This window comes from Streptomyces sp. N50, from assembly GCF_033335955.1.
In the GTDB taxonomy this organism is placed as follows: domain Bacteria; phylum Actinomycetota; class Actinomycetes; order Streptomycetales; family Streptomycetaceae; genus Streptomyces.
The window spans coordinates 6,954,896-6,967,241 of sequence record NZ_CP137549.1 but is presented as its reverse complement, the minus strand read 5'-3'; the positions used below and the strand labels follow the sequence as shown (position 1 = coordinate 6,967,241).

The window sequence follows — 12,346 nt, the reverse complement described above, 5'->3', positions numbered from 1 at the left end:
CGTCACTGCCTTATTTACTGCCCGTCACCGCGCTGCTTCACCGGTGCCTGCGACTTCCAGTCCGGGTGACCCGGCATCGGCGGGGTCTTCTCGCCGTAGAGCCAGCCCTGGAAGAAGTCGCTCAGGTCGCGGCCGGAGATCGCGGAGGCGAGTTCCTCGAAGTCGGCGGTGGTGGCCGTGCCGTCCCGGTGGACGTTCACCCAGGTGCGCTCCAGGCGTTCGAAGGCCGGGCGGCCGATCTCCTGGCGCAGGGCGTAGAGGGCCAGGGCGGCGCCGTCGTAGACGCTGGGGCGGAAGATGCTGATCTTCTGGCCGGGCGCGGGCGCCTTGGGAAGTGCGGGCGGTCCGCCTGCGGCGCGCCAGCCGTCGGAGGCCGCGTAGGCCGCCTTCATGCGTGTCTCCATGGGCCGGTGCGCCTTCTCCTCGGCGTACAGCTCCTCGTACCAGGTGGCGTGTCCCTCGTTGAGCCACAGGTCGGACCAGGTGCGGGGGCTGACGCTGTCGCCGAACCACTGGTGGGACAGCTCGTGCACCATGATCGACTCGACGTACCACTTGGGGTAGGCGGGCTCGGTGAAGAGATCTCTCTCGAAGAGAGAGATCGTCTGGGTCTCGAGCTCGAAGCCGGTGGAGGCGTCGGCCATGAGCAGCCCGTACGTCTCGAAGGGGTACCGGCCGACCTTGCTCTCCATCCAGGCGATCTGGTCGGGGGTCTTCTTGAGCCACGGTTCGAGCTGCTTGGCGTCCTTGGCGGGCACGACGTCGCGCATCGGCAGGTCGTGCGGTCCGGTGCGGTGCAGCACGGCGGAGCGGCCGATGGACACCTGGGCGAGTTCGGTGGCCATGGGGTGCTGGGTGCGGTATGTCCAGGTGGTGTTCCCGCCGACCTTGTCGACGCCGGCCGGGAGTCCGTTGGCGACGGCCGTGTAGGCGTTGGGGGCGGTGACCCTGATGGTGAACATCGCCTTGTCGGAGGGATGGTCGTTGCACGGGAACACCAGGTGCGCGGCGTCGGCCTGGTTGGCCATGGCGAGCCCGTCCTTGGTTCGCACCCAGCCGCCGTCCTGGCCCTTGACGGACACGGGGTCACTGGTGTGCCGCACGGTGATCCGCGTCCAGCTCCCCTCGGAGATCGGCCTCTCCGGAGTGACGACCAGGTCCTCGCCGGCGCTGGCGAAAGTGGCGGGCCGCCCGTCGACCTCGACCGAGTCGACCGTCCCGTGCGCGAAGTCGAGGTTGATCCGGTCCAGCCTCTCGGTCGTCCACGCGTCGATCGTGGTGACGGCCTGGAGCGGCTTGCTGTTGCTGCCGGGGTACGTGAACGAGAGGTCGTACGACGCCACGTCGTAGCCCGGGTTGCCCAGCGTCGGGAAGAGACGGTCACCGACGCCCAGGGGCGTGGGCGGCGCGCTCGCGGCGACGAGGCAGACGGACACGGCGGAGGCGAGCAGCGCCGCCTTCAGCCGTCGGGAGTTCCTGGTGCGCGACCGGGGAGCCGGATCACCGGAGCCGGTGCGGGGGATGCCGTTGCCGGTCGTGCCGGTGCGAGGGGTGAGCAGCATGCCCCACCGCTACCAGCGCGCGCGTGCCCTACGGCGACGACTCGCGCCCGGCCCACTCGAACGGGGTCCTCCCGGGGGCTTACGGGGCGCTGAACACGCCGGGGTGTGCGGGCGGGCGTGGGCTTTCCGGGTGCCAGGGGGCCGTTTCCCGCCGGCGCACGCCTCGGAGGACCGGCCGCTCAGCGTCGGTGCGTGCCTGGGAGCCCCGGAGGGCTCACGGCGGCCGAGCGTCGCAAAGCCCCCTCGGAGGGGGGAGCTCTGACCGGCGTGTATCTCAACGGGACGGGGCTGACCAAGGCGGACGCGGATCTCGGAAGTCCAGCCCGCGGCTTCAGGCGGGGGGCACACTTCAGAATCCCAGGGGCAGCTCAAGCTGAACACGTGCTCCAGGAGACCACCGGCTTCCCAAACCGGGCGCGCACCTAAGCGGGGCGGTGGCCAAGCCCGCGCCCGGCTCGGAGGAGCAGAGGCTCCAGGCGGGCCCACACCCGCGGAAATCCAGGGCAGCTCAAGCCGAACCCGCACCTCAACGGCCCGTCAGCAAAGCCCGCGCCCCGTCAGAACGCCGTCGTGTTGTGGTGCTGCGCGCGGCTCACGTCGTAGACACCCGGTACGTTGCGCATCGCCCTCATGAGCGTCAGGAGGTGCGCGGCGTCCGGGAGTTGGAGTGTGTAGGTGTGGCGGACGCGTTGCTGGGTCGGGGGTTCGACCGTCGCCGAGACGATTTCCGCGCCCTCCAGGGCGATCGCCTCGGTGAGGTCGGCGAGCAGATGCGGGCGGCCGAACGATTCGGCTACCAGCGTGACCCGGCACTCGGTGGTGTCGCCCCAGCGCACACCGACTTCCGCGCGCCCCACGCTCTTCATGTGCGCCACCGCGCTGCACTCCACCCGGTGGACGGTCACGACACCGCCGCGTACCGAGAATCCGGTGACCTCGTCGGGCGGTACGGGTGTACAGCAGCCCGCGAGCCGTACGGTCGCGCCGGGCTGGTCGACAACCGGGGTGGCGGGGGCGTCCCCGGCGTTCGGGGTGCCCGGGGTGCCTCCGGAAGCGGGGGGCGCCGAACGGACGCTCTGCGCCCCCTCGTCCGCCTTCGCGCCCTGCCCGTCACCGGTCGCCGGATGCGCCGCGATCCACCGCTGGATGGCGATCCGGGCGGCGGGCGTGTGCGCGTGCTCCAGCCACTCCCTGGAGGGCTCGGAGGCCACGTCCTGGCCCATGAGGAGCTGGACGGTGTCGCCGTCCTTCAGGGCCGTACTGAGGGTCGCCAGGCGGCCGTTGACACGAGCGCCGATGCAGGCGTGGGCGTCCTCGCCGTACTGCGCGTACGCGGCGTCCACACAGGTCGCGCCGTCGGGCAGGCCCAACGTGCCGCCGTCGGGCCGGTACACGGTGATCTCGCGGTCCTGGGCGAGGTCCTCGCGGAGCGTCGACCAGAAGGTGTCGGGGTCGGGCGCGCCCTCCTGCCAGTCGAGGAGGCGGGAGAGCCAGCCGGGCCGGGTGGGGTCGGCGCGCTCGCCGTCGTTCGCGGCCTGTTGCTCCTCCGAAGGAGGAGCGTAGGGATTGCCGAGCGCGATGACGCCGGCCTCGGCGACCTTGTGCATCTGGTGGGTGCGGATGAGGACTTCGACGACCTGGCCGTCCGTGTGGGCGACGGCGGTGTGCAGCGACTGGTACAGGTTGAACTTGGGTACGGCGATGAAGTCCTTGAACTCCGAGACGACCGGCTTCAGGCAGGTGTGCAGTTCGCCGAGGACGCCGTAACAGTCCGCGTCCTCGTTCACCAGCACCAGGAGGCGGCCGAAGTCGGCGCCGCGCAGCCTGCCGCGCTTGCGGGCGACGCGGTGCACGGAGACGAAGTGCCGTGGCCTGATGAGGACTTCGGCCTGGATGCCGGCGTCGCGCAGGACGGTGCGTACTTCGTCGGTGACCTCGGCGAGCGGGTCGTCCGCGCGGGAGGCGTTGTCGACGATCAACTCGCGTGTGTGGTCGTACTCCTCGGGGTGGAGGATCGCGAAGACCAGGTCTTCCAGTTCGGTCTTGAGCGCCTGGACGCCGAGCCGTTCGGCGAGCGGGATGAGGACGTCCCGGGTGACCTTGGCGATGCGGGCCTGCTTCTCGGGGCGCATCACGCCCAGGGTGCGCATGTTGTGCAGCCGGTCGGCGAGTTTGATCGACATCACGCGGACGTCGCTGCCGGTGGCGACGAGCATCTTGCGGAAGGTCTCCGGCTCGGCCGCGGCCCCGTAGTCGACCTTCTCCAACTTCGTGACGCCGTCGACGAGATAGCGCACCTCGGCGCCGAACTCCTCGCCGACCTGATCGAGGGTCACTTCCGTGTCCTCGACGGTGTCGTGGAGCAGAGAGGCCGTCAACGTCGTTGTCTCAGCGCCGAGTTCGGCGAGGATCAGGGTCACGGCGAGAGGGTGCGTGATGTACGGCTCGCCGCTCTTGCGCATCTGGCCGCGGTGCGAGGACTCGGCCAGGACCCAGGCGCGGCGCAGCGGTTCGAGGTCGGCGTCGGGATAGTGGGCGCGATGCGCCTCGGCGACATGGCCGATCGCGTCGGGCAGCCGGTCGCGGGCGGCGGGGCCGAGCAGGGCGGCCCGGCCGAGCCGGCGCAGGTCGATCCGGGGGCGGGCCTTCCTGCGGGGCACTGTGTTGATCACAGGGCCTGGGCTCGCAGGGTTCGTGGCCTCCGCACTCATGGGCACCTCCGGCTGCTTGACCGGCGGACGGGTGCCCCATGGCGTACTCGGCTCAGGGGATCTTCGATCCCCCGTCCGGGCCGGTGCTTGATGCTACCGAGCCCACCACGTGCGACTGACCGCCTCTCGCCGAGCGTGAAACGGATCACCCATTCGAGCGAAGGTCGGCAGGTTTACGGTTTTGCGCCACGGCATATCAGGTCAACCGTGGTTTCCAGCCGCACCGGACGTCGGAGACTTCGGATCAGGGTGTCCGGAGCGACCTGGACTGCGATTCACCCGTTCAGCGGATGGCGTTTTCCAGCCAATCGGCATCGATCTCGCCTTCGGCGACGATCACCGCGGGACCGGTCATCTCGATCTGGCCGTCGGGCCGCTCGGTGATCACCAGCGTTCCGCCCGGCACATCGACGGTGTACGTGGCGTGCGTCCCGGTGACGGCAGGGTCGGCGCCGTCCCTCCGGGCGGCGGCCACGGCGACCGCGCACGCGCCCGTGCCGCACGAGCGGGTCTCGCCGGCGCCGCGCTCGTGCACGCGCATGGCGACGTGCCCGGGGCCGCGGTCGACCACGAACTCCACGTTCACCCCGTCCGGGTAGGCCTCGGCCGGGGTGAAGGGCGGCGGGGCGAACAGGTCTCCGGCCTGCGCGAGGTCGTCGACGAAGGCGACCGCGTGCGGGTTGCCCATGTTCACGTTCCGCGCGGGCCAACTGCGGTCGCCCACGCTCACGTTGACATCCCCTTCGGGGAGGCGGGCCTTGCCCATGCCGACGGTCACGTCGCCGTCCTTGGAGAGGTGGACGGTCTTGACTCCGCCGCGCGTGGCGACCGCGATGTCCCCTGCTGCCACATGTCCGGCCCGCTGGAGATAGCGCGCGAACACACGCACTCCGTTGCCGCACATCTCGGAGACCGAACCGTCCCCGTTGCGGTAGTCCATGAACCACTCCGCCTCGGCCGCCATGTCCCGCGCCTCGGGGTGCGCGGCGGACCGCACGACGTGCAGCAGGCCGTCGCCGCCGATGCCCGCGCGGCGGTCGCACAGGGCGGCCACGGCGGCCGGGGAGAGGTCGATGACGTTCTCGGGGTCCGGGACGATCACGAAGTCGTTCTCCGTGCCGTGCCCCTTGAGGAAGGCGATCCGCGTGCTCATTCCTCGATCGTACGGGGTGGCTATGACAACCCGACGAGCCCCGTGAACGACCTCGGTGACGGACCTCTGCGGCTAGCGGAGCCTGGCCACGCGCCACACGGCCAGGACCACGACAACGGCCACCATCAGGGCGTAGGCGATGACGACCCGCCAGTCCGGGCGGCGCCCGGAGCCGCGCTGCGGGAAGCCGGGCCAGGTGTAGCCGACGCGTCGGGCGGCCGTCGTGCCCCAGCCGGCCGCGCAGGAGCAGATGAGCAGGCCGAGCATGGCGACCACGGCCCCGCTGTCGCCGAAGTCGAAGGCGAGCGGGAAGGAGAACATCAGGGAGCCGACCGCGGCCAGGGCCACGATGGGGGCGAGCTGCCAGATCCGCAGACGGCGCTGCGGACGGAGCTCGACCTCGACCTCGGGACCGGCGAACATCTCGTCGGGCCCGGGACCGTCGGCGGTCACGCCACCCTGGATCTCGTCCGGGCCGTCCGGGCTCAGCCGGTCGTCGCCCTCTTCCGGTTCACCACGGTCCGAGGTGACCTGCTCGATGCCTTCTGCGGTGTCGCGAGGGCCGGCCTCCATCGCCACGCGCCCTCCCAACTCGGACTCCACTTGGTCGATCGAAGCTCGATGATGGCACGCCCCCGGAGGCCGGAACGGCGGCCGGAGCGTCCCGATGCCATGACGTGATCAGGCTGTAACCGGTCGTTCGACCAACGCCAGTGCCAGGTGCGGCAGTTCTGTGAGATCCGCCGCAGCCCCACTCAACCAGTGCACCCGGGGATCGCGCCTGAACCACGAATCCTGACGGCGCGCGAAGCGCTTGGTGGCACGGACGGTCTCCGTGCGCGCCTCCTGTTCCGTGCACTCCCCCGCGAGCGCCGCGAGCACCTGCTGATAGCCGAGCGCACGGGACGCCGTGACCCCCTCGCGCAGCCCGCGCGCCTCCAGCGCGCGGACCTCGTCCACGAGCCCCCCGTCCCACATCCGGTCGACCCGGCGCGCGATGCGCTCGTCGAGTTCGGGGCGTGCCACGTCGACGCCGATCTGGACGGTGTCGTAGACCGAGTCGTGGCCCGGGAGGTTGGCGGTGAAGGGCTTGCCGGTGATCTCGATGACCTCCAGGGCCCGGACGATACGGCGGCCGTTGCTGGGCAGGATCGCGTGCGCGGCCTCGGGGTCGGCGGCGGCCAGGCGGGCGTGCAGGGCGCCGGAGCCGCGCAGGGCGAGCTCCTCCTCCAGGCGGGCCCGGACCTCGGGGTCGGTGCCGGGGAACTCCAGGTTGTCGACGGCCGCGCGGACGTACAGCCCGGAGCCGCCGACCAGGATCGGCCAGCGCCCCTCGGCGAGCAGGGCGTCGATGCGCTCGCGGGCGAACCGCTGGTACTCGGCGACGGACGCCGTGACCGTCACGTCCCAGATGTCCAGGAGGTGGTGCGGGACGCCGTCGCGCTCCTCGGGCGTCAGCTTGGCGGTGCCGATGTCCATCCCTCGGTAGAGCTGCATGGAGTCGGCGTTGACGACCTCGCCACCTAGGCGCTGGGCCAGGAAGACGCCCAGATCGGACTTTCCGGCCGCGGTCGGTCCGACGACGGCGATGACTCGGGGGGCGGGGGGTGCGCTGCTCACGTTCCCAGTCTCGCAAACGTCGGACCCTCGCCTCGAACGAGTTACGTGACAGCACGCGCGCGGGGTCGTTGCCCGTTGCGAGGTATCCCGCCGCCGGTTTCTGGAGGCGGTGACCCGGGCGACGCAAACGGACGCACCGGGCTACGCGGGATTTCGCCCGCACGAGTAGCGTATGGAGTTGATATGGGCGTTTTTGACCGGCTTCTTCGGAGGTCGAAGGCTACGGAGGAGGCGTCAACCGCCGAAGCGGTGACCGACACGGAGACGGCCGAGGCACTGACGGCCGAAGCGGCGGACGAGGTGTCGGAGACCGAGGCGGGGGCAGGGGTCGAGGAAGCGGCGGAGTCGACGGCGACGGAGGCCGTCGCGACCGGCGAGTCCGTCGACGCCGTCGACAGCGTCGAGATTCCGAAGCAGCAGTCCGCCCAAGTCGCCGCCGACAACGAGGCCGGTGAAGGCGCCCGAACGTAACTGCCCCGCGTGGGAAGGTGAACCATGGGTCTGATGGACAGTTGGAAGGCCAAACTCGCCCCGGCGAAGGACAAGGTCTCGGGCCTCGCGCAGCAGCACGGAGGCAAGATCGAGAACGGCCTGGACAAGGCCGCGAAAATGGTCGACGAGAAGACCAAGGGCAAGTACAGCGACAAGATCCAGACGGGCACGGGCAAGGCCAAGGACGCCATGGACCGACTCGCGCACCAGGGCGACACGGGAAGCGCCGGGAACACGGGGACGGAGGGCGGCGGCACGACCACGCCGCCGGACTCGACCCCGCCGGCTTCCTGAACGGCAGCTGCACATCGATCGGCGGACGGCCGGGGGGCGTATGGTTCCTCGGTCGTCCGCCGTTTCGTGGGCCAGGGACGGGACGGTTCGCCGGGGGCGGGGTCGATTCGGAGCGGGGTGAGTGGGGGCGGTGGCGGTGCGTGGGCGCTACGGCCGCCTCGGGCCCGCAGCCCGCGCGACGACTGTGGTAGGCGGGTGCGTGTCGCGCGCTCCGAGCGCAGCCATGGGTCACCCTCGCGGCGATCGCAGAGGACCGCCTCCGCCGCCCTCTCCCCCACCACCACCTAGCTCGCCGCCCTCACCCACCCGGGTGCAGCGCCTGCCGCGCGGCGCAGCCCCTCCGCCCGGCACAACCGCACCACACCCTGCACGCACAACGCCTGGATCACGCCGCGGCCCCACTGACGACGGCGGCCCAGACCACGTCGCCCCCGCCCGCCTACGGCCTCAGCGCACCGACCACCCCGCACCCGCCGCCGCCCCAGGAGCCCGCACCCGCACCCGCACCCGCACCTACGACCAGGTAGCGACCACGTACCCGACCCCGTACGGCGCGTCCTCGTACAACAGCGCCCCGCCGAGGCCCGCGCCCTCCGCCGCGCCCGCGAGGACCTGCCAAGGCGCGCGGCCCGACGCCTTCAGTTCGTACGCCAGCTCGGCGTCCAGCGCCTTGACGGCCGCCACGTCCGCCGCCGCCAGCGCCCGCGCGACCTCCGCGTCGAAAGGTGCCGCCCGCTCGTCGAGATAGCCCGGTGCCTTCAGCGTCCGGCACGCGCTGGCGTCGCCCATCACCAGCAGCGCGACCCGGTCGGCCCGCGCGACGATGTCCCTCCCGGTTTGGATACACCGCTCGGCCTCGAGAGGTTCCCCCACGCCGAGTCCCTCGATCGGGGCGTCGGACCACCCGGTCCGCTCCAGCAGCCACGCGGCGACGGCGAGCGAGGTCGGAAGCTGACGCCCTGACGCCGCGCCAATGTCCCCGCGCCCATCCCCGTCGCCGTTTCCGCCCAGCCGTACGTCGAGATCGACGCCGAAGCCGCGGAACGAACCCCGGGTGCCCTCGGGATGCGGCCCGCGCCCGCTCTGCTCGGCGGGCCCGACGACCACCAGGCGATCGGGCCGCGCGGCGGCGAGCACACCCAGCGCGTCGGTGCACGCGGCCCGCGCGGCGGCCAGTTCGGACGCGGCACCTGCGGCGACATCGGGGACGAGGAGCGGCGGGCAGGGGCAGACAGCGGCGGCTACGAGCATGGCCGGAACCCTAACAAGGCGCCCCCGACACATCACGCGGACAGTCCCCATGGCCACGCCGTCGACTCGACGACGACCCGACTTCGACCTCGACCCGGCGTCGCTCGTCGGGGCGACGACCTCAGTCGCAGCCGCAACCGCTCCCTGTGGCAACCGGCAGCGGCGCGGGTGCGCCGATCTTCGGCAGGCCCAGCATCACGCCGGCCGGCTTGGCGGCCTCGGCCGCGTTGCGCTTCTCCCAGGCGTCGCCCGCGCGCGTGGGGCGCACATTCAGGGTGGGGCCCTCGGCGAGGAGGTGGTGCGGAGCGGCGTAGGTGATGTCGACCGTCACCACGTCACCGGGGCGGACGTCCTGGTCGGGCTTGGTGAAGTGGACGAGGCGGTTGTCGGGGGCACGGCCGGAGAGGCGGTGGGTGGCGCCGTCCTTGCGGCCCTCGCCCTCGGCGACCATCAGCTCCAGGGTGCGGCCGACCTGCTTCTTGTTCTCGTCCCAGGAGATCTCCTCCTGGAGGGCGACCAGACGCATGTAGCGCTCCTGGACGACCTCCTTGGGGATCTGGTTCTCCATGGTCGCGGCCGGGGTGCCGGGCCGCTTGGAGTACTGGAACGTGAACGCCTGCGCGAAGCGTGCCTCGCGGACCGCGTGCATCGTCTGCTCGAAGTCCTCCTCGGTCTCCCCGGGGAAGCCCACGATGATGTCGGTGGTGATCGCGGCGTGCGGGATGGACGCGCGGACCTTCTCGATGATCCCCAGGTAGCGCTCCTGGCGGTAGGACCGGCGCATGGCCTTGAGGATCGGGTCGGAGCCGGACTGCATGGGCATGTGCAGCTGCGGCATCACGTTCGGCGTCTCGGCCATCGCGGCGATGACGTCGTCGGTGAAGTCGCGCGGGTGCGGCGAGGTGAAGCGGACGCGCTCCAGGCCCTCGATCGCGCCGCACGCGCGGAGCAGCTTGCTGAAGGCCTCGCGGTCGCCGATGTCCGAGCCGTACGCGTTGACGTTCTGGCCGAGCAGCGTGATCTCGGAGACGCCCTCGCCGACCAGGGCCTCGATCTCGGCGAGGATGTCGCCCGTGCGGCGGTCCTTCTCCTTGCCGCGCAGCGCCGGGACGATGCAGAAGGTGCACGTGTTGTTGCAGCCGACGGAGATCGACACCCAGGCCGCGTAGGCACTCTCGCGCCGGGTCGGCAGCGTCGAGGGGAAGGCCTCCAGGGACTCCGCGATCTCGACCTGCGCCTCTTCCTGCACACGCGCGCGTTCCAGCAGGACCGGCAGCTTGCCGATGTTGTGCGTCCCGAAGACGACGTCCACCCAGGGCGCCTTCTTCACGATGGTGTCGCGGTCCTTCTGGGCGAGGCAGCCGCCGACGGCGATCTGCATCCCGGGGCGCTTCGTCTTCATCGGGGCGAGCCGGCCGAGGTTGCCGTAGAGGCGGTTGTCGGCGTTCTCGCGCACGGCGCAGGTGTTGAAGACGACGACGTCCGCGTCCCCGTCCGAACCCTCGGGCGCGCGCACATAACCGGCACCCTCCAGGAGACCGGAGAGCCGCTCGGAATCGTGAACGTTCATCTGGCACCCATAAGTGCGCACTTCGTACGTTTTGACGTCCACTGCCTCGCTCCGGTCACCGCTGCTCATGTGACAAGGGTAGGCGGTGCCGGGAGCGACTCTCCCTGCGGCCGAGAACCGCCGTGCCTCACGTCACCCGCCGCTCGTGCCCCACCCCTGCCTGCGCAGCACCCCAGAGACATCCGGGGCCTCGTAGTGCTCCCCCTTGAGCACCTTGCCGTCATCCCTGCGGACGATCTCGCCGTCCGGGCCGATCTTGGTCATGTTGGCGCGGTGGATCTCGGCGATCACCGCGTCGAGGTCGACACCGTGGACGAGGGCCGTGCCGTACGCGACGTAGACGACGTCGGCCAGCTCGTGCGCCAGCTTGTCGAGGGGGCCGCTGACCGAGACCTCGGCGACCTCCGCGGCCTCCTCGGCGAGCAGCTCGCCCCGGTGGGCGGCGAGGCCGGGGGCGACCTCGGTGGGTGTCGTGCGGGCGTCGAGCCCGAAGGCCAGGTGGAATTCGCGGACCAGGTCGGCGGGCGAAGAACTCATGCGACGACCCTAATGGCCGCCGCTCACCGGCTCCGATCAGCCTCCGCCGATTCCCTCCGCCCCGATCCGGCGCGCACCCCCGAGCCCCGCCCTGCCCTGGTCAGCACCGCGCACGGACTGGCAGGATCGCGCGCATGCTCAAGGTGTTCTCCCGTATCAGCAGGCGCCGGGCCCTCCAGGGCGCGGCCGCCGGCCTCGTCGCGTTCGGGCTGCTGCTGTGGTGGCTGCTGCCCCTGGGCGACGAGCCGCCGACCGGGACGGTCACCTTCAGCACCGGGACCCCGCTGGGGGTCTACCAGGAGTACGGCAAGCTGCTGCGCACCGAGCTGGACAAGGACATGCCGGGCCTCACGGTGAAGCTGGTGAACAGCGACGGGTCGCAGGAGAACGTCGCGCGCGTGGCGACCGGTCACGCCGACTTCACCATCGCCGCGGCCGACGCGGTGGGGACGTACGAGATGGAAGGCAAGCCCGGTGCGGCCGGGCTGCGCGGGGTGGCGCGGCTCTACGACGACTACGTCCAGCTCATCGTTCCGCGTGACTCGGACATCGACTCGGTCGACGACCTGCGGGGCAAGCGCGTGGCCATAGGGCCGAACCGCTCGGGTGTGCGGCTGATCGCCGACCGCGTGCTCACGGCGGCCGGCATCGACCCGAAGAAGGGCGTCGAGCCGGTGGCGGCCGGTATCGACACCGGACCGGATCTGCTCAGGCGGGGCAAGATCGACGCGTTCTTCTGGTCGGGCGGGCTGCCGACGGACGGCCTGAAGGACCTCGCCAAGAACTACGCGTTCCGGTTCGTGCCGATCGAGGCGACCCTCGTGGCCAAGATGCACGAGCAGGGCGACGCCACCCGCTACTACCGCGCCACCAACATGCCGGAGTCGGCCTATCCCGCCATCCAGCGCGGGTCCACCGTCCCGACCATCGCCGTGTCCAACCTGCTGATGACCCGCAAGGACATGAACGCCAGGCTCACCGAGTGGATCACCAAGACCGTGATCAAGAGCCGCGACGGCATCGGCAAGCAGGTCCACTCCGCACAGCTGGTGGACCTGCGCACGGCGATCTACACCGACCCCCTGGCCCTGCACGAGGGCGCGCGGCGCTACTACCGCTCCGTCAAGCCGTAGAGCCGTAGAGCGCGCCACAAGCG

At 71.2% G+C, this 12,346-nt stretch carries 11 protein-coding genes; 3 read left to right on the top strand and 8 right to left on the bottom strand.

The window, feature by feature from the left end; translation table 11 throughout:
- Nucleotides 1-14: 14 nt before the first annotated feature.
- The 5 genes from R2B38_RS31465 to miaA all read right to left on the bottom strand — a co-directional run bounded on the left by R2B38_RS31465 (nt 15) and on the right by miaA (nt 7,046).
- Nucleotides 15-1,562, bottom strand: coding sequence for a M1 family metallopeptidase (locus R2B38_RS31465; RefSeq protein WP_318019230.1), 1,548 nt, complete (start codon nt 1,560-1,562; stop codon nt 15-17).
- Between the two features lie 557 nt (nt 1,563-2,119).
- The gene (locus R2B38_RS31460; protein ID WP_318019229.1) at nt 2,120-4,273 is read right to left on the bottom strand and encodes a RelA/SpoT family protein; all 2,154 of its coding nucleotides are present in this window, start codon (nt 4,271-4,273) and stop codon (nt 2,120-2,122) included.
- A 283-nt stretch (nt 4,274-4,556) separates the two neighbouring features.
- Entirely contained in the window at nt 4,557-5,426 is an 870-nt protein-coding gene (dapF, locus tag R2B38_RS31455; RefSeq protein WP_318019228.1) for a diaminopimelate epimerase, read from the bottom strand.
- A 72-nt stretch (nt 5,427-5,498) separates the two neighbouring features.
- Complete coding sequence (locus R2B38_RS31450) at nt 5,499-5,999, bottom strand: hypothetical protein (protein ID WP_318021849.1); 501 nt, start codon at nt 5,997-5,999, stop codon at nt 5,499-5,501.
- 108 nt (nt 6,000-6,107) lie between these two features.
- Nucleotides 6,108-7,046, bottom strand: coding sequence for a tRNA (adenosine(37)-N6)-dimethylallyltransferase MiaA (gene miaA, locus R2B38_RS31445; RefSeq protein ID WP_318019227.1), 939 nt, complete (start codon nt 7,044-7,046; stop codon nt 6,108-6,110).
- A 249-nt stretch (nt 7,047-7,295) separates the two neighbouring features.
- Here miaA and R2B38_RS31440 point away from each other — a divergent pair, with 249 nt between their 5' ends.
- Both R2B38_RS31440 and R2B38_RS31435 read left to right on the top strand, forming a co-directional pair.
- Nucleotides 7,296-7,517 carry a hypothetical protein gene (locus R2B38_RS31440; RefSeq protein ID WP_318019226.1) on the top strand — a complete coding sequence of 74 codons (222 nt, stop codon included), beginning with the start codon at nt 7,296-7,298 and terminating at the stop codon, nt 7,515-7,517.
- A gap of 24 nt (nt 7,518-7,541) precedes the next feature.
- The gene (locus R2B38_RS31435; protein ID WP_318019225.1) at nt 7,542-7,832 is read left to right on the top strand and encodes an antitoxin; all 291 of its coding nucleotides are present in this window, start codon (nt 7,542-7,544) and stop codon (nt 7,830-7,832) included.
- Between the two features lie 513 nt (nt 7,833-8,345).
- Here the strand turns inward: R2B38_RS31435 and R2B38_RS31430 are convergent.
- The 3 genes from R2B38_RS31430 to R2B38_RS31420 form a co-directional block, all read right to left on the bottom strand.
- A complete protein-coding gene (locus R2B38_RS31430) occupies nt 8,346-9,083 on the bottom strand; it encodes a class III extradiol dioxygenase subunit B-like domain-containing protein (protein WP_318019224.1) in 738 nt (245 codons plus the stop codon).
- A gap of 121 nt (nt 9,084-9,204) precedes the next feature.
- Nucleotides 9,205-10,722 (bottom strand): tRNA (N6-isopentenyl adenosine(37)-C2)-methylthiotransferase MiaB, encoded by a 1,518-nt coding sequence (gene miaB, locus R2B38_RS31425; RefSeq protein ID WP_318019223.1) that lies wholly within the window; start codon nt 10,720-10,722, stop codon nt 9,205-9,207.
- A 63-nt stretch (nt 10,723-10,785) separates the two neighbouring features.
- The gene (locus R2B38_RS31420; RefSeq protein WP_318019222.1) at nt 10,786-11,190 is read right to left on the bottom strand and encodes a MazG nucleotide pyrophosphohydrolase domain-containing protein; all 405 of its coding nucleotides are present in this window, start codon (nt 11,188-11,190) and stop codon (nt 10,786-10,788) included.
- 134 nt (nt 11,191-11,324) lie between these two features.
- Between R2B38_RS31420 and R2B38_RS31415 the strand changes: the two genes are divergently transcribed.
- Entirely contained in the window at nt 11,325-12,323 is a 999-nt protein-coding gene (locus R2B38_RS31415; protein WP_318019221.1) for a TAXI family TRAP transporter solute-binding subunit, read from the top strand.
- The last annotated feature ends 23 nt before the right edge of the window (nt 12,324-12,346 follow it).

Coding starts and splice junctions, on each gene's coding strand:
- R2B38_RS31460 (WP_318019229.1), bottom strand. CDS start 4,273: ATGAGTGCGGAGGCCACGAACCCTGCGAGCCCAGGCCCTGTGATCAAC.
- miaB (WP_318019223.1), bottom strand. CDS start 10,722: ATGAGCAGCGGTGACCGGAGCGAGGCAGTGGACGTCAAAACGTACGAA.
- R2B38_RS31420 (WP_318019222.1), bottom strand. CDS start 11,190: ATGAGTTCTTCGCCCGCCGACCTGGTCCGCGAATTCCACCTGGCCTTC.
- R2B38_RS31450 (WP_318021849.1), bottom strand. CDS start 5,999: ATGGAGGCCGGCCCTCGCGACACCGCAGAAGGCATCGAGCAGGTCACC.
- R2B38_RS31430 (WP_318019224.1), bottom strand. CDS start 9,083: ATGCTCGTAGCCGCCGCTGTCTGCCCCTGCCCGCCGCTCCTCGTCCCC.
- R2B38_RS31435 (WP_318019225.1), top strand. CDS start 7,542: ATGGGTCTGATGGACAGTTGGAAGGCCAAACTCGCCCCGGCGAAGGAC.
- R2B38_RS31465 (WP_318019230.1), bottom strand. CDS start 1,562: ATGCTGCTCACCCCTCGCACCGGCACGACCGGCAACGGCATCCCCCGC.
- R2B38_RS31415 (WP_318019221.1), top strand. CDS start 11,325: ATGCTCAAGGTGTTCTCCCGTATCAGCAGGCGCCGGGCCCTCCAGGGC.
- dapF (WP_318019228.1), bottom strand. CDS start 5,426: ATGAGCACGCGGATCGCCTTCCTCAAGGGGCACGGCACGGAGAACGAC.